We start from the raw sequence: 18,299 nt of genomic DNA on the forward strand, positions 1-18,299 counted from the left end.
ACTGCGCACTATGACGCGCCTGTTCGGAACCGACGGCGTCCGTGGCCTCGCCAATCGCGAGGTCACGGCCGACCTGGCTCTCGGCCTCGCCCAGGCGGCCGCCCGTGTACTCGGTGCGGCCGCCCGTGCGGAGGGTCGACGCCCCCTCGCGGTACTCGCCCGCGACCCCAGAATCTCCGGTCAGTTCATCGGCGCCGCTGTCGCCGCCGGACTCGCCAGTGCGGGAGTCGACGTCCTCGACGCCGGCGTCATCCCGACCCCTGCCACCGCGTACCTGATCGCGGACGAGCAGGCGGACTTCGGCGTGATGATCTCGGCCTCGCACAACCCCGCCGCCGACAACGGCATCAAGTTCTTCGCCGCGGGCGGGCGCAAGCTCCCCGACGAGCTCGAGAACCGCATCGAGGCGGCTCTCGGCGTTCCGCCGCTGACCCCGACCGGTGCCGACGTCGGCCGCATCCGCCGCTTCTCCGACGCGGAGGACCGCTACGTGGTCCACCTCCTCGGCTCGCTCGGCAGCACCCGCCTCGACGGGCTCCACGTGGTCATCGACTGCGCCCACGGCGCGGCCGCCGGCATCTCGCCCGAGGTCTTCACGGACGCGGGCGCCACGGTCACCGTCATCGGCAACGACCCCGACGGCCTCAACATCAACGACGGCGTCGGCTCGACCCACCTCGAGCACGTCGCCGAGGCGGTCGTCGCGGCCGGAGCGGATCTCGGCATCGCCCACGACGGCGACGCGGACCGCTGCCTCGCGGTGGACGCCACCGGCCGGACGATCGACGGCGACCAGATCATGGCGATCCTCGCCACATCGATGGCCCGCCGCGGCGTGCTGCGCGACAACGTGCTCGTCGCGACCGTGATGAGCAACCTCGGTCTGAAGCTCGCGATGGCCGACGCGGGCATCCGCGTCATCGAGACCGCCGTCGGCGACCGCTACGTCCTCGAGGCGATGAACGACGGCGGCTACTCGCTCGGCGGCGAGCAGTCCGGCCACGTCATCATGAGCCGCTTCGCCACCACCGGCGACGGCGTGCTCACCGCGCTCCAGCTCGCCGCCGAGATGGCCCGGACCGGCAGGAGCATCGCCGATCTGGCCGCGGTCATGAGCGTGTTCCCGCAGACCCTCGTCAACGTCCGCGGTGTCGACCGCGAGGGCGTGCACGCCGACGAGGTCATCGCGGCGGCCGTCGCCGACGCCTCGGCCGAGCTCGGCACCGACGGCCGCGTCCTGCTCCGCCCCTCGGGCACCGAGCCGATGGTGCGCGTGATGGTCGAGGCGAAGACGCAGGAGACGGCGGATCGTCTCGCGCAGTCTCTGGCCGACGTCGTGCTGGAGCAGCTGCGCACCTAGGGGTCGGCGCTCCGGCGCTGGTGGATCTCGATACGCCCGCTGCGCGGGCTACTCGATCAGCAAGCAGTGGAAGACCTCCTCGGAGGAGGCCCGCCATCATCTGCTGGTCGAGTAGCCCCGGAGGGGCGTATCGAGACCCACGGACTCCAGGAAGACCGTGTCCACCCTGCGTCAGATCTTGCGGAGCAGCACCGACGACACGGCGTGGTCGGACTGCTTGCGCAGCACCAGACTCGCGCGGCTGCGGGTCGGACGCACGTTCTGCACGAGGTTCGGCTCGTTGATCGCGGTCCAGATGCTCCGTGCCCGCTCACGGGCCTCGTCGGGCGTGAGCGACGCGTAGCGGTGGAAGTACGAGTTCGGGTTCGCGAACGCGCCCTGCTGCAGAGCGAGGAAGCGCTCCTCGTACCAGCGGGCGATGTCGCCCGTGCGCGCGTCGACGTAGACGGTGAAGTCGAACAGGTCGCTGACCGCGAGGCCGTGGCCCGGGACCGGAGGCTGCAGCACGTTCAGGCCCTCGACGATCAGCACGTCGGGTCGGCGCACCACGATCTCGGCATCGGGGACGATGTCGTACGAGAGGTGCGAGTAGAAGGGCGCGCGCACCTCTGCGGCCCCGCCCTTCACCTCCGAGACGAAGCGGAGCAGCGCGCGGCGGTCGTACGACTCCGGGAACCCCTTGCGGCTCATCAGCCCGCGCCGCTCGAGCTCGCTGTTGGGCAGGAGGAACCCGTCGGTGGTCACCAGCTCGACCCGGGGAGTGTCCTCCCAGCGGGCGAGGAGCTCGCGCAGCAGTCTCGCGATCGTGGACTTGCCGACGGCGACGGAGCCGGCGACTCCGATGACGAAGGGCGTGGGCTGAGCGCGCTCGCCGAGGAAGGTGCTGGTCGCCCGGTGCAGGTGGCGGGCTCCCGCCGCGTAGAGGGCGAGGAGCCGCGAGAGGGGGAGGTACACCTCGGCGACCTCGGTGAGGCTTAACCGGTCGCCGAGTCCGCGCAGCTGCACGACCTCGGTCTCGGTCAGCGGGAGCTCCGTCGACCGGGCGAGCTCGGCCCAGTCGGAGCGGACGATCTCGACGAACGGGGAGGGCTGCGCCTCTCGCCCGGGTTCGCGAGCTGACGACGGCACAATCACCGATCCTAGCGGCCGGCGACCCTGCGGCCCGGCCGCCGCGATCCGCCCCTCCCGCGCCGTTAGGATCGAGCGCATGTGTGGAATCGTGGGATACGTCGGCGCGCGTGACAGCCTGGCCGTGCTGCTCGGGGGCCTGAAGCGACTGGAGTACCGCGGGTACGACTCCGCGGGCGTGGCCGTGATCGACGCCGATGGCGTGATCGACAGCCGCAAGCGCTCGGGCAAGCTCAGCGTCCTGGTCGACGACCTCGAAGCGCACCCGCTGGCGCAGGGCACGACCGGCATCGGGCACACCCGGTGGGCGACCCACGGTGGGCCGACCGACCGCAACGCCCACCCGCACCTCGCCGACGACGGCAAGCTGGCCGTCATCCACAACGGCATCATCGAGAACTTCCAGCCGCTGAAGGAGGAGCTCGCCGCCGAGGGCGTCGTCTTCGAGAGCGAGACCGACACCGAGGTGGCCGCTCACCTCATCGCCCGCGAGTACCGCCGGACCGGCGACCTCGTGCTCGCGTTCCAGGCGATCGTGGCGCGGCTCGAGGGCGCCTTCACGCTGCTCGCCCTGCACCAGGACCAGCCGGGCGTCGTCGTCGGCGCGCGGCGCAACTCCCCGCTGGTGATCGGCCTGGGCGACGGCGAGAACTTCCTCGGCTCCGACGTCGCGGCGTTCGTCGAGTTCACCCGCCGCGCCGTCGCGATCGGGCAGGACCAGATCGTCACGATCACCCCGGACCTCGTCACGGTCACCGACTTCTTCGGGCAGCCGGTCGAGACCGAGCCGTTCGAGATCGCCTGGGACGCCTCCGCCTCCGAGAAGGGCGGCTGGTCGAGCTTCATGGCGAAGGAGATCACCGAGGGACCCGAGGCCGTCGCGAACACCCTGCGCGGCCGGATCGCCGACGGCACGATCACCCTCCCCGAGCTCGAGGGCCTGGACCCTGTCCTGACGGAGATCGACCGGATCACGATCATCGGCTGCGGCACCGCCGCGTACTCGGGCATGGTCGCCAAGTACGCGATAGAGAAGTGGGCCCGCGTGCCCGTCGAGGTCGAGCTCAGCCACGAGTTCCGCTACCGCGACCCGGTGCTCACGCCCCGCACGCTCGTCGTCTCGATCAGCCAGTCGGGCGAGACCATGGATACGCTCATGGCGGTCAAGTACGCCCGCGAGAAGGGCGCGAAGACGCTCTCGGTCTGCAACACCCAGGGCGCGACGATCCCGCGCGAGTCCGACGCGGTCCTCTACACGCACGCCGGCCCGGAGGTGGCGGTCGCGTCGACCAAGGCCTTCGTCGCGCAGATCGCGGCCCTCTACCTCTTCGGTCTGCACCTCGCGACGCTGCGCGGAGCCTCCTCCGCCGAGGTCGTCGCGTCGCAGGCCGCCGAGCTGGCGGCGATCCCCGAGAAGCTCTCGAAGGTGCTCGACGCCTCGGACGCCATCGTCCAGCTCGCCGGCTGGATGGCCGACACCCGCGCGGTGCTGTTCCTGGGCCGCCACGTCGGCTACCCGGTCGCGCTCGAGGGTGCGCTCAAGCTCAAGGAGCTGGCCTACATCCACGCCGAGGGCTTCGCGGCCGGGGAGCTCAAGCACGGGCCGATCGCGCTCATCGAGCCGGGCCAGGTCGTCTTCGTGATCGTGCCGAGCCCGAGCGAGTCGTACGAGCTGCAGCGCAAGGTGATCTCGAACATCCAGGAGATCAAGGCGCGCGGCGCCCGCGTCATCGCGATCGCCGAGCAGGGCGACACCGCGGCGATCCAGATCGCCGACGAGGTCGTGCCGATCCCGCTCGCCGACCCGCTGTTCGAGCCGCTGCTCGCCGTCACTCCGCTGCAGATGTTCGCGATGGAGCTCGCGACCGCGAAGGGCCTGGACGTCGACCAGCCGCGCAATCTCGCCAAGTCGGTCACGGTCGAGTGACCCTGCCGTGATCGTGGGGATCGGCGTGGACGTCGTGGACCTCGCCCGGTTCGGCCGGGCGATCGACCGCACCCCGCGGTTGCGCGACCGCCTGTTCGCCGCCAGCGAACGCGACCTGCCGATCGCCTCCCTCGCCGGGCGGTTCGCGGCGAAGGAGGCGTTCATCAAGGCCCTCGGCGACTCGGCGGGTGCGCGCTGGCACGACATGGTCGTGGAGCGCGACGAGCACGGGAACCCCTCCTTCGCCCTGCACGGAGCGGCCCGGGCCGCCGCCGATGCGCGCGGCATCACGCGGGTGCACCTGTCGATGAGCCACGACGCGGGCATCGCGACGGCGTTCGTGGTGGCCGAGTCGTGACCGCTCCACTGTCCTTCCGCGAAGCGCTGATCGACACCGACGCGATCCGGAGGAACGTCTCCCGGCTCCGCGAGCTGACCGGCGCCCGCCGCCTCATGGCCGTCGTCAAGGCGAACGGCTACGGGCACGGCGCCGTGACAGCGGCCCAGGCCGCGCTCGCGGGTGGAGCCGACGCCCTCGGCACCGCCGACCTCCAGGAGGCCGTGGCGCTGCGCGAGGCCGGCGTCCTCGCTCCGCTGCTCTGCTGGCTGCACGACCCCGGCGAGGACTTCGACGCGGCGATCGAGCACGGGATCGACGTGGCGGTGTCGTCGCTCACCCAGCTGGAGGCCGTGGCCCAGGCCGCCGAGGACCGCGGCGGCCGGGCGGCCGTGCAGCTCAAGCTCGACACGGGGCTCAGCCGCAACGGCGCTCCCGAGCAGGAGTGGCCGCTGCTCGTCGAGACGCTCGTGCGCCACGTGGAGCGCGGCACCGTGCACCTGACGGGCGTGCTCTCGCACCTCTCGAACACCTCGCGCGCCGAGGACCTCGCGCAGCTCGCGCTCCTGTCCCGGGGGGAGGAGCTCCTGCGGGCGAGCGGCGTCCCCGCCCCGATCGTGCATCTGGCGGCAACCGCCGGTGCGCTGAGGATCCCGGAGGCGCGCCGCGACATGGTGCGCGCCGGCATCGGCGTCTACGGACTCTCGCCGTTCGACGACGAGACGTCGCTCGAGCTCGGCCTCGTCCCCGCGATGACGCTGCACGGACGGGTCGCGGGGGTGCGCCGCGTCGACCGGGGCACGGGGGTCAGCTACGACTACACCTACCGGGCCGACGGGGAGACCGGCCTCGCGCTCGTCCCGTTCGGCTACGCCGACGGCATCCCGCGCAGCGCCTCCGGAGTCGCCGAGGTGGCGATCCGGGGGAGACGCCATCGCATCGCGGGCCGCGTCGCGATGGACCAGTTCGTCGTCGAGGTGGGCGACGCCCCGATCGAGGTCGGCGACGCCGTGACCCTCTGGGGCGACCCGACGACGGGCGTCCCGTCGGTCGACGAGTGGGCGCGCTGGTGCGGCACGATCAACTACGAGCTCGTGACGCGGATCGGACCGCGGGTGCAGCGGCGGGTGCTGGGCGGCGATCGTGGCTGAGCGCGCCCGGTTCGCCGATCTGACCGTGGAGGTCGTCGATCCCGAGGCGATGGAGCAGCTCGGTCGCGAGCTCGGCCGGACCCTGCAGGCCGGGGACCTGCTCGTCCTCACCGGCCCTCTCGGCGCGGGCAAGACGACGTTCACCCGGGGATTGGGGGAGGGGCTCGACGTGCGCGGCCCCGTGACCAGCCCGACGTTCGTGATCGCGCGCACCCATCCTCCGCTGCACGACGGCCCCCCGCTCGTGCACGTCGACGCCTACCGGGTCGGCTCGGCTGTCGAGCTGGACGACCTCGATCTCGACCTCGAGCGCTCGGTCGTGGTGGTGGAGTGGGGCGCGGGGCTGCTCGACGGAGTCGCCGACTCCTGGCTCGACATCGTGATCGAGCGGCCGACCGCCGGATCCGACGCGGCGGAGGGCGAGGAGCCGATCGAGCCGCGGACGGTCCGCTTCCGCGGCACCCGCTGGGCCTGAGCGCGCCCGCCGCGCGCGGGTAGCCTGTCAGGGTGCTGCTCGCGATCGACACCTCCTCCGGAACCTCCGTCGCCGTCGTCGACGACGCGGGCGGAGTCCGCTCGGACCGCGTCGAGACCGACACCATGCGGCACGCCGAGGTCGTCGGCCGCCTGATCGCCGAGGCGCTGGAGGAGGCGGGGGTCGCTCCCGTCGGCATCGACGCCGTCGCCGTGGGGATGGGCCCGGGGCCCTTCACCGGGCTGCGCGTCGGCATCGCCGCGGCCCGCGCCTTCGCCTTCGGCCGCGGGATCCCGACGCTCCCCGTCGTGTCCCACGACGCCGTCGCACTGGCCGCGCTGCTCGACGGCCGCGACGCCGGGTTCCTGGTGGTCACCGACGCGCGTCGGCGCGAGCTCTACTGGAGCGCCTACGACGGACTCGACGGACAGGGTCTGCCCGTCCGTCGGAGCGGCCCCGGCCTCGACAAGCCCGACGCTCTGCCGTTCCCCGAGCTTCCGAGGCTCGAGGCGTCCATCGTCTCGGCAGCAGCGCTGGGAGTCGTCGCCGCACTCGCCCGCGCCGCCGGCCGCTCCCTGCCCGCCGACGAGCCGCTCTACCTCCGTTCGCCCGACGTGACGCTCTCGGCCGGCCCCAAGCGGGTGACCGCGTGAGCGTCCTCCGCGAGGCGACCCCCGCCGATCTCGACGCGATCATGGCGATCGAGGAGTCGGAGTTCACGAGCGACGCCTGGTCGAGCCGGATGATGGCGGAGGAGATCCGGAGCGTGCACACCCGCTACCTCGTGGCGGAGGAGGACGGCGTCGTGCTCGGCTACGCGGGGCTGCTCTGCCCTCGCGGCGCGCACGAGGCCGACGTGCAGACGATCGCCGTGCTCGCCTCCGCGCGCCGCCGCGGCACCGGCCGGCGCCTCCTGCGGGAACTTCTCGAGGAGGCCGCCCGGCGCGGGGCCCGCGAGGTGTTCCTCGAAGTGCGCGCCGACAACCCCGGCGCGCAGACCCTCTACCGTTCGGAGGGCTTCGAGGAGATCGGAGTCCGTCCCGCCTACTACCAGCCCGACGGGGTGGACGCGATCGTCATGCGCGCGCCACTTCCGCGGGCGTCGGAGGAGACCGCATGAGCGACGGACCGCTCGTCCTCGGGATCGAGACCAGCTGCGACGAGACCGGCATCGGCGTCGTCCGCGGCACGAATCTCCTCGCCAACACCATCGCCTCGTCGATGGACGAGCACGCGCGCTACGGAGGCGTGGTGCCGGAGGTCGCGGCCCGCGCGCACCTCGAGGCGCTCGAGCCGGCGCTGCGCACGGCGCTCGCCGACGCCGGAGTCGCGCTCGAGGAGCTCGACGCGATCGCCGTCACGAGCGGCCCCGGGCTCTCGGGCGCCCTGATGGTCGGCGTCGGCGCGGCCAAGGCCCTCGCCGTCTCGCTCGGGAAGCCCCTCTACGCGGTGAACCACCTCGTCGGCCACGTGGGCGCCGACGTGCTCCGGGCCGACGGGAGCGAGGGGAGCCCGGTCGAGGTGCCCACGATCGCGCTGCTCGTCTCGGGCGGGCACACGTCGCTCCTGCACGTGCGCGACCTGGTCTCGGACGTCGAGATGCTCGGCGAGACCATCGACGACGCGGCCGGGGAGGCGTTCGACAAGGTCGCGCGCGTCCTCGGGCTGCCCTATCCCGGCGGTCCGCAGATCGACAGGGTGGCGGCCGACGGCGATCCCCGCGCGATCCGGTTCCCGCGCGGATTGAGCCTGCCGAAGGACCTCGAGCGGCACCGCTACGACTTCTCGTTCTCGGGGCTGAAGACCGCCGTGGCGCGGTGGGTGGAGAAGCGCCAGGACGCCGGCGAGGAGGTGCCGGTCGCGGACGTGGCCGCGAGCTTCCGCGAGGCCGTGGCCGATGTGCTGCTCACGAAGGCGGTGGCGGCGTGCCGCGACCGCGGGGTGCCGAGACTGCTGCTGGGCGGCGGAGTGGTCGCCAATGCACGGGTGCGGGCGCTCGCGGAGGAGCGGTGCGCGGCCGCGGGGATCGCGCTGCGGATCCCGGCGCTCTCGCTCTGCACCGACAACGGCGCGATGATCGCGGCGCTCGCCGCTCAGCTCATCGAGGCGGGGCACCCGCCGTCGAGCCTCGACTTCAGCGCGGACTCCACGCTCCCGGTGACCGAGATCCAGGTCCGCTAGCCGACGTCTCGGGGCGACACAAGCGTCGCTCAGCCTTTTGACAGTGTGCAGCGTCGGCTGCCACGCTGGCGTCTCCTGTTCCGATCAAGGGGGATCCCATGACGACTCCGTACACGCCCACCACCGACCGCTACAACATCCTGGCGATCATCGGCTTCATCGCCTCGTTCTTCGTCTCCGTCGTGGGCATCGTGCTGGGCTTCATCGCCCTGTCGCAGATCAAGCGCACGGGGGAGAAGGGCCGCGGCCTCGCGATCGCCGCGATCGTCATCGGGTTCGTCGCGATCATCGTCTACACGATCGTCGGCGTCCTGTTCTTCGCCGCCCTGGCCACCGTCCCCTCCACGGGGTACTGAGCCGACCGGTCCCGCCGGGGACCGTAGGCTGGAGCCAGCCTGTGCGAGGGGAGAGCGCGTGAACGACGAATCGGCGATCGATCGGTCCGCCGGGACGCCGGTGCCCCCGCCTCCCGCTCCCGACGCGGTCGACCCGTCGGCGGCCTACCCGCCGCCGACGGGTCCCGCGCACCCGGATGAGTACTCGCCCAACGCTCCAGCGCTCCGCCCGCCTCTCGAGGGTCTCGCGGTCGCCGCCCTCCTCTGCGGGATCCTCGGGCTCGCGCCGGCCGCGATCGTCCTCGGTCACGTGGGGCTGTTCCGGGCCCGCCGGTCCGGCCGCCGCGGCGGAGGCTTCGCGATCGCCGGCTTCGTGCTCGGCTACCTCGTCGTCGTCCTGGCGGTCCTGGGCTTCCTGGCGTACACCGCCTTCGTGGGGGACCTGCGGACCGACGGGTACCTCCCGAGCTGAGACCGGCCGCTGGCTAGACTCGGCCGCATGAGCGACAGCACCGCGCCCGGCTCCGAGGAGCGTCCGGGTCCCGCCCCCGTCCCGCCCGTGCCGCCGGCTCCGCCCGTGCCTCCAGCGCCGCCTGCTCCGCCCGCGACGCCCGCGTCCGGGTACCAAGCTCCGCCCTCGGCGCCCGGCTACGGAGCTCCGCGCACGGACGCCCCGTCCTACGGGACGCCGACGCCTCCGAGCACCGCGCCGGCGTACGCCTCCGCACCGCCCGCACCGGCCCCGCCGAGGACCCTCAGCCTGACGGGCATGATCCTCGGCATCGCCGGCCTCGTGATCACGATCTTCGCCTGGGGCTTCGGATTCCTCCTGTCCGCACCGGCCGTCGTCCTCGGGTTCCTCGGGCGTCGTCGCGAGCCCGGAGCGCGCGGGTTCTCCCTGACCGCGATCATCACGGGCTTCGCGGGGATCGTGATCTCGCTGATCTACCTCGCGATCACCGTCGTCATCTTCGTGGTGGCGATCCAGTCGGCCGACTACTAAACGCCCGCCTGCGCCACCCGCTCGGCCAGCAGGGCGCGGTGGCGCCCCTGCACCCGCGTCAGGATCAGCACGGCGCTGCCCCGGCCGGACAGTCCCAGCTTCTTGCGGAACCGCGCGGGGTCGACGTCGACCCCGCGCTTCTTGATCTCGAGCACGCCGATGCCGCGTCCGCGCAGCTCCTTCGCGAGCGTCCGCTCGTCGAGGGGGAGTTCGGCGAGGACGCGGAAGCTGCGCAGGAACGGCGAGGCGGACGGTTCGTCTCCCGTGAGGTAGGCGATGCCGGGCGAGAGCATCCGCGAACCGCTCGAGCGCGCCAGCTCACCGAGCAATCGCGCCCGGATGGCGGACCCGTCCGGCTCGTGCACGTAGGCGCCGAGCTCGCCGACCTCCTCGTCGTCGGCGTCCGAGTCGGCGGTCAGCTCGGCGGCGCCTTGCGCACCGAGCAGCAGAGCGGATCGGCGGACACCGGGCCGGGCGAGCGACCCGAACCAGAGTCCGGTCTCGACCAGGTCGCCCTCGACGGACACCCACTGCGCCTCGGCGTCGGCCGGGATCCGCTCGCGGTCGAAGCCCGGGCCGACCTTGACGCCCACGGGCAGGCGCGCGGCCAGGCCGAAAGCGAAGTCGAGCGACGGGGAGTAGTCGTCGGGATCGTCTAGGCGCCGCGTCTCGCGGTGACCGGCGGTGCGCCGAGCCGGATCCAGGTAGACGGCGTCGTAGCCGTCGAGGTCGAAGGACTCCGCATCGGCGTGCACGGCGCGAGCGGAGGGGAACGGGGCGAGGTTGAAGCTCGCGAGCGTCGCGGTGATCTCGTCGGCGTCGACGGCGGTCACCTCGAGGTCGATCGCGGCGAGAGCGAGTGCGTCGCCGCCGATCCCGCTGCCCAGGTCCGCGACCCTCCTGGTGCCCGCTGCCGCGAAGCGGCCCGCGTGCAGTGCGGCGACACGGAGCCGCGTGGCCTGCTCGAGGCCGGCGTCGGTGAAGAGCATCGAGCGGGCGAACTCGCCGAACTTGCCCTGCGCCTTTTCGCGCAGTCGCGACTGGGTGAGCACGGCGGCGACCAGCGCGGGGGAGTGACCCGCGGACCGGAGCCGGGCGACGGCCCGCACGAGGTCGTCCGAGCGGTATCCGTCGAGGGAGTCGAGGAGCCGGAGCCCCTCCGGGGAGAGGAGCTCGACCAGCTCGTCGCGATGCATCCGGCCATGGTAGGCCACGGCGTCCGCGCCGCTCCGACGTCGTTCCGCGACGCTCCGCTTGGCACTCTGATTGCACGAGTGCCAGCACAGCCTCTACAGTGGATCTAGCACTCTCGGAGCGTGTGTGCCAGAACCGCGCTCCGCCACATCGTCGTCAAGAAAGAGGTCAACCGTGTCGGTGTCCATCAAGCCGCTCGAAGATCGCATCGTCATCAAGCAGGTCGAGGCGGAGCAGGTGACCGCTTCCGGTCTCGTCATCCCCGACACCGCCAAGGAGAAGCCGCAGGAGGGTGAAGTCGTCGCCGTGGGCCCCGGCCGCATCGACGACAACGGCAACCGCGTCCCCCTCGACGTGGCCGTGGGTGACAAGGTCATCTACTCCAAGTACGGCGGAACCGAGGTCAAGTTCTCGGGCGAGGACCTGCTGGTCCTCTCCGCTCGCGACGTCCTCGCGGTCGTCGTCCGCTAGGACGCGTCCCGAGAAGGGCCCGGCGACCCAGGTCGCCGGGCCCTTCGTCGTCCCGGGCCGGTCCTCCTGGCGACGGGTGGCCTGATCCGGCCGTCCGATGACCGTTCCGTGCCGATCAGCGGCTGCCCGCGTGCGTAGCATCGGACGGGTGTCCGCCTCCCGCACCCCTTCCGAGCCCGACCTGACCGGTACCGCGGCCGCAGAGGGCGAGGGCGTCGAGGCCCTCGCCGAGTCGCGGGCGCGCGGCGGTGCGATGTCCTCGACCGGACTGTGGTTCGGCTTCGGCGCCTACCTCCTGTGGGGCGCGATGCCGCTCTACTTCATCGCGATGGCACCGGCCTCGCCGTTCGAGATCGTCGCGTTCCGGGTGATGTTCTCGCTCGTCTTCTGCCTGATCCTGCTCACCGTGACGCGCAGCTGGGCGGGCTTCCTCGGCCTCTTCCGCGAGCCGCGGCTGCTGGGGGCGATGGCTCTCGCCGGCGCCCTGATCTACGTGAACTGGCAGGTCTACGTCATCGCGACGACCACCGGGCACGTCATCGAGGCTGCGCTGGGCTACTTCATGAACCCGCTCGTCACGGTGCTGCTGGGCGTGCTCGTGCTGCGGGAGCGGCTCCGACCGGCCCAGTGGATCGCGATGGCGATCAGCGCGGTCGCGGTGCTCGTCATCGCCGTCGGCTACGGCTCGTTCCCGTGGGTCTCGCTCGCGCTGGCCTTCTCGTTCGGGTTCTACGGACTCGTGAAGAGCCGGGTGGGCGGACGGATCGACGCCGTGTCGGGACTGACGCTGGAGACGCTCTGGCTCACTCCGCTCGCGATCGTGCAGCTCGCCGTGGTGGGCTCGCTGGTCGGTCTGACCTTCGGGACGGAGGGCACGGGGCACGCGCTGATCCTGGCGTCCGCCGGCATCGTCACGGCCGTCCCGCTGCTGCTGTTCGCGGGAGCCGCCCGTCGGCTGCCGCTCTCGATCGTCGGCTTCATCCAGTACCTGACGCCGTTCCTGCAGTTCCTCGTCGGCGCGTTCGTGCTCCACGAGGCGATGCCGCCCGAACGCTGGCTCGGCTTCGCGCTGGTGTGGACCGCGCTGGTGATCTTCTCAGTCGACCTCGTCGCGGCCGAGCGCAGAAGGCGCCGTATCCTGGCGTGAAGTGCGGATCGCGTCGCTGAGAGCGGTTGCTGCTGCCGGAAGTAACGATCCGGTCGCGAAATCCGTTCGTAACACCCCCGTATTGTTCACGGCCCCCTCGAAGGTTACGTTTGCCGAGCGGTTGCCTCCGGCACCGCTCTGACGACAATCACTCTCAAGGAGCAACATGGGCGTTTACGCGAAGGCCGGTTCGGCTCGCGCACGGTCCCTCCGGGCAACCCTCGGCGGTGTCGCCATCCTGGGCGCCAGCGCACTCGTCCTCGCCGGCTGCGCCGGTGGCGGCGAGACCGACGCGGGCACGGACAGCGGCGCATCCGGTGACCTCTCCCTCAAGATCGGCGCGATCCTGCCGCAGACGGGAACGCTGGCCGTCCTCGGCCCGCCCGAGTTCGCCGGTGTCGACCTCGCGGTCGCCGACATCAACGAGGCCGCCGCGGGCATCACGATCGAGGCGGAGCCGAAGGACTCGGGCGACACGTCGACCGACATCGCGACGCAGTCCGCCACCTCGCTGATCGCCGACGGCGTCTCCGCCATCATCGGCGCCGCGTCGTCCGGTGTGTCGAAGACCTTCATCGACCAGGTGACCCAGGCGGGCGTCGTGCAGATCTCGCCGGCCAACACCTCGCCCGACTTCACGACCTACGAGGACGACGGATACTACTTCCGCACCGCTCCCTCGGACGTGCTCCAGGGACGCATCCTCGGCAACAAGATCCTGGGCGACGGCAAGACCAACGTCTCGATCCTGTACATGAACGACGCGTACGGCACCGGTCTCGAGAAGAACATCAAGGAGACCCTCGAGGCCGGCGGAGCGACCGTCGCCGCGGAGGAGATCTTCGAGCCCGCCTCGACGGACTTCAACTCGGCGCTGACCACGGTGCTGGCCCCGAACCCCGACGCGCTCGTCGTGATCTCGTTCGATGAGATCAAGACGATCGCGGAGCAGCTCGCGGCCAAGGGATTCGACTTCTCGAAGCTCTACGGCACGGACGGCAACTACGGCGTCATCGGCGAGTCGGACACCAACGTCGACATCGCCGGCGCCCAGTTCACCAACCCGGGCGTGCAGGCGTCGGAGGACTTCCAGTCGAACCTCCAGGCCCTCGTCGAGGAGCAGGGCAACGACCCGCTGACGGTGTTCAGCTACGCTCCCGAGTCCTACGACGCCACCGTCCTGCTCGCCCTCGCGGCGCTGCAGGGTGGAGCGACGGACGGCGCGACCCTCCGCGACAACCTCGAGTCGGTCTCGAAGGACGGCACGGAGTGCACCACGTTCGCCGACTGCGCGGCTCTGCTCGCCGACGACGAGGACATCGACTACAACGGTCTCTCCGGCCCGATCTCATTCGACGAGAACGGCGACCCGAGCGAGGCCTCCGTGTCGATCTACAAGTACTCGGAAGGCAACGTCACCTCGTTCGAGGAGACCGTCGACGGCTCGCTCGAGTAACGACCACCCCGTGACGCGACCTCGGTCGTGACACCGGAAGGGGCTCGGTCTTCGGACCGGGCCCCTTCTGCGTGCGCGGAGAGGGGCGGCGGGACCGCCTCCGATCCGACGGTCGGAGGGGTGCTTGTGCGATCTGCAGGGGATCCTCGTCGTGCGTGCCTCGTCGATGCGGCGGAAAGCTGTTTCCGGCCCGCAGTGCCTGCAGATGGTGCGGATACCTGCAGACGGTGCGGATACCTGCAGATGGTCCGCAGGCCTGCGGACGGTGCGGATGCCTGCAGATCGTGCGGATACCTGCAGACAGTGCGGACGGTGCGGATGCCCGCGGGTGGTGCGTGCGCCTCAGGTCGGTGCGGGGACGGCGGATCGCACCCCGGACGACACGAGGGCGCCCTCCGGACCGAGGTCCGAGGGGCGCCCTCGTGATCGTCGCGCCTCAGCGGGCTCGGCGCACGACCCGCACCGCACCCGCCGGCACCGTCAAAGTCCCCGACGTCTCCGCTCCCGTCAGCAGCTCCACACCCGTCGCGTCGACGGCCACGTCGTCGGCGGAGTGGTTCAGGAAGAACGCGAAGTCGGCCTCGTCGCCCTCGCGGGTCACGGTCTCGAGGCCCTCGGGGGAGAGGTCGGCCTCGATGCTGGCGTCGCGCAGGGCGTCCTCGACGACCGAGCCGAGGTCGTCGCCGGAGAGGCGCGTGGAGACGTACCAGGAGCGGCCCTCTCCGTAGCCGTGGCGCGTGAGGGCCGGTCCGCCCGCGGCCGGTCCGCCGACGTACTCCGCCACCGCATCCGCGCCCTCGAGCACGAGCTCCTCGGCCCAGCCGGACGCCGAGGCGCCGGTGCTCAGCGCGACGGTCTCGTCGGCGTGCAGCGGCAGGAACTCGGGCACCGCCACTCCGAGGACCTCGCGGAAGGCGCCGGGGGCGCCACCGGCGTGCACCGCGTCGTTCTCGTCGACCACGCCCGAGAAGTAGGAGGCCAGGAAGGTGCCGCCCCGTCGCACGTAGTCCTCGACGTTCGCCTTCGACGTCGCGTCGACCAGGTAGAGCGCGGGGGCGAGCACGATGTCGTAGGAGGAGAGGTCGGCGTGCGGATGCGCGAAGTCGACGCTCACCCCGCGGCGCCAGAGCTCGGTGTAGTACGCGATGACGCGCTCGCGGTGCTCGAGCTCGACGGACGGGCGCCACTCGAGGTCCTGGGCCCAGAACGACTCCCAGTCCCAGAGGATCGCGGCGCGGGCGTGCACCCGGGAGCCGAGCACCTCGGCGAGTCCGGCGAGCTCGTCGCCCAGGGCCACGACCTCCTTCCAGATCCTGCTGCCGACGCCGACGTGCGGCAGCATCGCCGAGTGGAACTTCTCGGCTCCGTAGCGCGAGGCGCGGAACTGGAAGTAGAGGATCGCGTCGGCGCCGCGGGCGAGGTGGCTCATGCTGTTGCGGGCCAGCTCGCCGGGGCGCTTGGCGATGTTGCGCGGCTGCCAGTTGACGGCCGAGGTGGAGTGCTCCATCAGGATCCACGGGGCACCGCCGGCCAGGGACCGGGTGAGGTCGGCGTCGAGGGCGAGGAGGACGTGGTTGTCGGAGCGCTCGGCCACGAGGTAGTGGTCGTTGGCGACGAGGTCGACCTCGTCCCGCCACTTCCACAGGTCGACCGACGGGCAGTTGGTCGCCATGAAGTTGGTGGTCACCGGCGTATCGGGGGCGAAGCGCTTGATCGCGTCGCGCTCGGCGCGGAAGCACTCGAGCAGGGCGTCCGAGGTGAAGCGCGCGAAGTCGAGGCGCTGCGTCTGGTTCACCACGCTCGCCGAGACGCGCGGTGCGTCGATCTCGTCCCACTCGCCGTAGACCTGGCCCCAGAAGAGCGTGCCCCAGGCGCTGTTGAGCGCGTCGAGGGAGGAGTAGCGGCGCTGCAGCCAGGCACGGAACGCGCGGACGCTGTGGTCGGAGTAGTCGTCGCTGATCGGAGCGCCGTACTCGTTGTGGACGTGCCAGAGGACGACGGCGGGGTGGGAGCCGTAGCGCTCGGCGAGCCGTTCCGTCAGGGCGACGCAGGCGGCGCGGTACTCGGGTGAGCTCGGGCTCACCATGCCGCGCGATCCCCAGCCGAGGGTGACGCCCTCGCGGGTGACGGGGCGCGCCTCCGGGTACTTCTTCCAGAACCAGGCGGGGGGAGCCGCGGTCGGAGTGGCGAGGTCGACGTCGATGCCCGCGTCGTGCAGCAGGGCGATCAGCTCGTCGAGGAACGAGAAGTCGTACTCGCCCTCGCGCGGCTCGAGCAGCGCCCACGAGAAGATGCCGATGCTGACGAGGTTCACCCCGGCGCTGCGCATGAGGGCGATGTCCTCGTCCCACACCTCGCGCGGCCACTGCTCGGGGTTGTAGTCGCCGCCGTAGCGGATCTCGGAGCGGCCGCTGAGCAGCGCCCGGCCGGGGCGGCCGAGGGCGGCGGTGCGCGGGGTCTCCGCGACCGCGTCGGCGACGGGGGAGCTGAGGTCGGTGGTCATGCGGAGATCTCCTTCGAACTGTGTGCGCTCCCAGTTCTAGCACGGGAAATCAGCGCGGCCGGAAGCAGTGCCGGCCCGAGAGCCGCCTGGATCCGCGCATTCCGTCGAGTTGACAGCCCTCGGTCCCGTGTGTGTAACTGTAACCGCTCACAGGTACACCGTCGTCCACCCCTCGTCGGAGCGCCCGTGCACCACCACCACACAGCACTTCGACAAGGAGGACGAATGCGCACATCACTCCGCAGGGCCGCCATCGCGACCGCGGCCGCCGCCGCCCTGACTCTCACCGGCTGCACCGCATCCGGAGACGCCGGCGAGTCCGGCACCGTGAACCTCAACTACTGGGCCTGGGCGCCGAACCTCGAGCAGGTCGTCGACATCTGGAACGAGCAGAACCCGGACATCCAGGTCACCGTGAACAAGCAGGACGGCGGCGACCCCGCCATCACCAAGCTGCTCACGGCGATCAAGGCCGGCAGCGGCGCTCCCGATCTGATCCAGGCCGAGTACCAGAAGATCCCGACCCTGGTCTCCTCCGACGCGCTCGCCGACATCTCCGGCTCCGTCTCGGACGACCTGGCCGGCGAGTACTCCGAGGGCGTCTGGAACTCGGTCACCCTCGGCGGCGACGCGGTCTACGCGATCCCGCAGGACTCGGGCCCGATGATGGCCTACTACCGCACCGACATCCTCGACAGCCTCGGCCTCGCCGTCCCGACCACCTGGGACGAGTACGCCGAGGTGGCGCGCGCCGTCCACGCGGCCGACCCGACGAAGTACCTCGGCACCTTCTCGGCCAACGACGCGGGCTGGTTCACCGGCCTCGCGCAGCAGGCCGGAGCCTCCTGGTGGTCCATCGACGACCAGAGCTGGGGCGTCGACATCGACGCCGGTCCGACCGAGCAGGTCGCCGAGTACTGGGGCGGACTGGTCGAGGAGGGCGCCATCGACAACAAGCCGATGTACACGCCCGAGTGGAACGCCGGACTCAACGACGGCTCGCAGGTCGGCTGGATCAGCTCGGTCTGGGCGCCCGGCGTCCTCGGCGGCAACGCCCCCGACACCGCCGGTCTCTGGACCGCGGCGACGCTCCCGCAGTGGGACGCCTCCGCACCCTCGAACGGCAACTGGGGCGGCTCGAGCACGGCCGTCACCACCCAGTCCGACCACGTCGAGGCGGCCGTCGAGTTCGCCACCTGGCTGAACAGCGACCCGGAGGCCGTCGCCGCTCTGGCCGACATCTCGGGCGTCTACCCGGCCGCGACCGAGGCCGCCGCCGACGCGCTGACTACCTCTCCCGAGTTCTTCAGCCAGCAGGCCGACTTCTACGACATCGCGTCGGAGGCGGCGGGCTCGGTGTCCAGCTTCACCTACGGCCCGAACGTGAACGTCGCGTTCAGCGCCTACAACGACGAGTTCGCCAAGGCCGCTGACGCGAGGACCCGCCAGGCCTTCGTCGACGCGGTCGCCGAGATGCAGTCGATCACCACGGACGACCTGGTCTCCAGCGGCTTCTCCGTGAACTGACGGTGACGGAGGCGGGGTCCCCCGGCCCCGCCTCCGCACTGTCCCCTCCCGTGCAGCGGCATCCCTCCTGCACGCGCAGACCCCCAGCAAGCAGGACGAGGACC

Annotated in this window: 18 protein-coding genes; 15 read left to right on the plus strand and 3 right to left on the minus strand. The window is 71.5% G+C overall.

Features of this window, described 5'->3' with window-relative positions; genetic code table 11:
* Nucleotides 1-10: 10 nt before the first annotated feature.
* Nucleotides 11-1,360 carry a phosphoglucosamine mutase gene (glmM, locus tag C1I63_RS09545; protein WP_055787195.1) on the plus strand — a complete coding sequence of 450 codons (1,350 nt, stop codon included), beginning with the start codon at nucleotides 11-13 and terminating at the stop codon, nucleotides 1,358-1,360.
* Nucleotides 1,361-1,531: 171 nt separating this feature from the next.
* Here glmM and coaA read toward each other — a convergent pair whose 3' ends face one another.
* Nucleotides 1,532-2,488, minus strand: coding sequence for a type I pantothenate kinase (coaA, locus tag C1I63_RS09550; protein ID WP_055787198.1), 957 nt, complete (start codon nucleotides 2,486-2,488; stop codon nucleotides 1,532-1,534).
* A gap of 79 nt (nucleotides 2,489-2,567) precedes the next feature.
* On the opposite strand from coaA, the gene glmS reads away from it, so the two are divergent.
* From glmS to C1I63_RS19450, 10 genes are all read left to right on the plus strand, one after another.
* Nucleotides 2,568-4,415, plus strand: a complete 1,848-nt coding sequence (glmS, locus tag C1I63_RS09555) for a glutamine--fructose-6-phosphate transaminase (isomerizing) (protein WP_055787202.1) — start codon at nucleotides 2,568-2,570, stop codon at nucleotides 4,413-4,415.
* A gap of 7 nt (nucleotides 4,416-4,422) precedes the next feature.
* Nucleotides 4,423-4,773 carry a holo-ACP synthase gene (locus C1I63_RS09560; protein WP_107574619.1) on the plus strand — a complete coding sequence of 117 codons (351 nt, stop codon included), beginning with the start codon at nucleotides 4,423-4,425 and terminating at the stop codon, nucleotides 4,771-4,773.
* The gene (gene alr / locus C1I63_RS09565) at nucleotides 4,770-5,903 is read left to right on the plus strand and encodes an alanine racemase (RefSeq protein ID WP_107574620.1); all 1,134 of its coding nucleotides are present in this window, start codon (nucleotides 4,770-4,772) and stop codon (nucleotides 5,901-5,903) included. Before C1I63_RS09560 ends, alr begins: the two co-directional genes overlap by 4 nt.
* 49 nt (nucleotides 5,904-5,952) lie before the next feature.
* The gene (gene tsaE / locus C1I63_RS09570; RefSeq protein ID WP_107575809.1) at nucleotides 5,953-6,378 is read left to right on the plus strand and encodes a tRNA (adenosine(37)-N6)-threonylcarbamoyltransferase complex ATPase subunit type 1 TsaE; all 426 of its coding nucleotides are present in this window, start codon (nucleotides 5,953-5,955) and stop codon (nucleotides 6,376-6,378) included.
* Nucleotides 6,379-6,410: 32 nt separating this feature from the next.
* Nucleotides 6,411-7,031 carry a tRNA (adenosine(37)-N6)-threonylcarbamoyltransferase complex dimerization subunit type 1 TsaB gene (gene tsaB / locus C1I63_RS09575; protein ID WP_107574621.1) on the plus strand — a complete coding sequence of 207 codons (621 nt, stop codon included), beginning with the start codon at nucleotides 6,411-6,413 and terminating at the stop codon, nucleotides 7,029-7,031.
* Nucleotides 7,028-7,498 (plus strand): ribosomal protein S18-alanine N-acetyltransferase, encoded by a 471-nt coding sequence (gene rimI, locus C1I63_RS09580; RefSeq protein WP_243591103.1) that lies wholly within the window; start codon nucleotides 7,028-7,030, stop codon nucleotides 7,496-7,498. The genes tsaB and rimI overlap by 4 nt, the downstream gene beginning before the upstream one ends.
* The gene (gene tsaD, locus C1I63_RS09585; RefSeq protein ID WP_107574622.1) at nucleotides 7,495-8,559 is read left to right on the plus strand and encodes a tRNA (adenosine(37)-N6)-threonylcarbamoyltransferase complex transferase subunit TsaD; all 1,065 of its coding nucleotides are present in this window, start codon (nucleotides 7,495-7,497) and stop codon (nucleotides 8,557-8,559) included. The genes rimI and tsaD overlap by 4 nt, the downstream gene beginning before the upstream one ends.
* Before the next feature lie 98 nt (nucleotides 8,560-8,657).
* Entirely contained in the window at nucleotides 8,658-8,915 is a 258-nt protein-coding gene (locus tag C1I63_RS09590) for a DUF4190 domain-containing protein (RefSeq protein ID WP_055787225.1), read from the plus strand.
* Nucleotides 8,916-8,973: 58 nt separating this feature from the next.
* Nucleotides 8,974-9,366: a DUF4190 domain-containing protein gene (locus tag C1I63_RS09595; RefSeq protein ID WP_055787227.1), complete on the plus strand. Its 393-nt coding sequence runs from the start codon at nucleotides 8,974-8,976 to the stop codon at nucleotides 9,364-9,366.
* A 27-nt stretch (nucleotides 9,367-9,393) separates the two neighbouring features.
* Complete coding sequence (locus C1I63_RS19450; protein WP_146168426.1) at nucleotides 9,394-9,897, plus strand: DUF4190 domain-containing protein; 504 nt, start codon at nucleotides 9,394-9,396, stop codon at nucleotides 9,895-9,897.
* Here C1I63_RS19450 and C1I63_RS09605 read toward each other — a convergent pair.
* Nucleotides 9,894-11,093, minus strand: coding sequence for a class I SAM-dependent methyltransferase (locus tag C1I63_RS09605; RefSeq protein WP_107574625.1), 1,200 nt, complete (start codon nucleotides 11,091-11,093; stop codon nucleotides 9,894-9,896). The genes C1I63_RS19450 and C1I63_RS09605 overlap by 4 nt on opposite strands.
* 172 nt (nucleotides 11,094-11,265) lie before the next feature.
* On the opposite strand from C1I63_RS09605, the gene groES reads away from it, so the two are divergent.
* The 3 genes from groES (at nucleotide 11,266) to C1I63_RS09620 (ending at nucleotide 14,165) form a co-directional block, all read left to right on the plus strand.
* Complete coding sequence (gene groES / locus C1I63_RS09610; RefSeq protein WP_055787236.1) at nucleotides 11,266-11,562, plus strand: co-chaperone GroES; 297 nt, start codon at nucleotides 11,266-11,268, stop codon at nucleotides 11,560-11,562.
* Nucleotides 11,563-11,815: 253 nt separating this feature from the next.
* Nucleotides 11,816-12,709 (plus strand): EamA family transporter RarD, encoded by an 894-nt coding sequence (gene rarD, locus C1I63_RS09615; protein WP_055788964.1) that lies wholly within the window; start codon nucleotides 11,816-11,818, stop codon nucleotides 12,707-12,709.
* A 166-nt stretch (nucleotides 12,710-12,875) separates the two neighbouring features.
* Nucleotides 12,876-14,165, plus strand: a complete 1,290-nt coding sequence (locus C1I63_RS09620) for an ABC transporter substrate-binding protein (protein WP_107574626.1) — start codon at nucleotides 12,876-12,878, stop codon at nucleotides 14,163-14,165.
* Between the two features lie 436 nt (nucleotides 14,166-14,601).
* On the opposite strand, the gene C1I63_RS09625 is transcribed toward C1I63_RS09620, so the two are convergent.
* A complete protein-coding gene (locus C1I63_RS09625) occupies nucleotides 14,602-16,668 on the minus strand; it encodes a beta-galactosidase (protein ID WP_107574627.1) in 2,067 nt (688 codons plus the stop codon).
* A gap of 225 nt (nucleotides 16,669-16,893) precedes the next feature.
* On the opposite strand from C1I63_RS09625, the gene C1I63_RS09630 reads away from it, so the two are divergent.
* Nucleotides 16,894-18,195: an ABC transporter substrate-binding protein gene (locus tag C1I63_RS09630; RefSeq protein ID WP_055787417.1), complete on the plus strand. Its 1,302-nt coding sequence runs from the start codon at nucleotides 16,894-16,896 to the stop codon at nucleotides 18,193-18,195.
* Nucleotides 18,196-18,299: the final 104 nt, after the last annotated feature.

Origin of the sequence: Rathayibacter caricis DSM 15933 (genome assembly GCF_003044275.1) — a bacterium.
Classification (GTDB): Bacteria; Actinomycetota; Actinomycetes; order Actinomycetales; family Microbacteriaceae; genus Rathayibacter; species Rathayibacter caricis.

Bases quoted from the DNA above. Each gene is read 5' to 3' on its own strand.
- C1I63_RS19450 (WP_146168426.1), top strand. From the start codon at position 9,394: ATGAGCGACAGCACCGCGCCCGGCTCCGAGGAGCGTCCGGGTCCCGCC.
- C1I63_RS09620 (WP_107574626.1), top strand. From the start codon at position 12,876: ATGGGCGTTTACGCGAAGGCCGGTTCGGCTCGCGCACGGTCCCTCCGG.
- glmS (WP_055787202.1), top strand. From the start codon at position 2,568: ATGTGTGGAATCGTGGGATACGTCGGCGCGCGTGACAGCCTGGCCGTG.
- tsaE (WP_107575809.1), top strand. From the start codon at position 5,953: ATGGAGCAGCTCGGTCGCGAGCTCGGCCGGACCCTGCAGGCCGGGGAC.
- rarD (WP_055788964.1), top strand. From the start codon at position 11,816: ATGTCCTCGACCGGACTGTGGTTCGGCTTCGGCGCCTACCTCCTGTGG.
- C1I63_RS09590 (WP_055787225.1), top strand. From the start codon at position 8,658: ATGACGACTCCGTACACGCCCACCACCGACCGCTACAACATCCTGGCG.
- glmM (WP_055787195.1), top strand. From the start codon at position 11: ATGACGCGCCTGTTCGGAACCGACGGCGTCCGTGGCCTCGCCAATCGC.
- C1I63_RS09625 (WP_107574627.1), bottom strand. From the start codon at position 16,668: ATGACCACCGACCTCAGCTCCCCCGTCGCCGACGCGGTCGCGGAGACC.
- tsaD (WP_107574622.1), top strand. From the start codon at position 7,495: ATGAGCGACGGACCGCTCGTCCTCGGGATCGAGACCAGCTGCGACGAG.
- C1I63_RS09630 (WP_055787417.1), top strand. From the start codon at position 16,894: ATGCGCACATCACTCCGCAGGGCCGCCATCGCGACCGCGGCCGCCGCC.
- C1I63_RS09605 (WP_107574625.1), bottom strand. From the start codon at position 11,093: ATGCATCGCGACGAGCTGGTCGAGCTCCTCTCCCCGGAGGGGCTCCGG.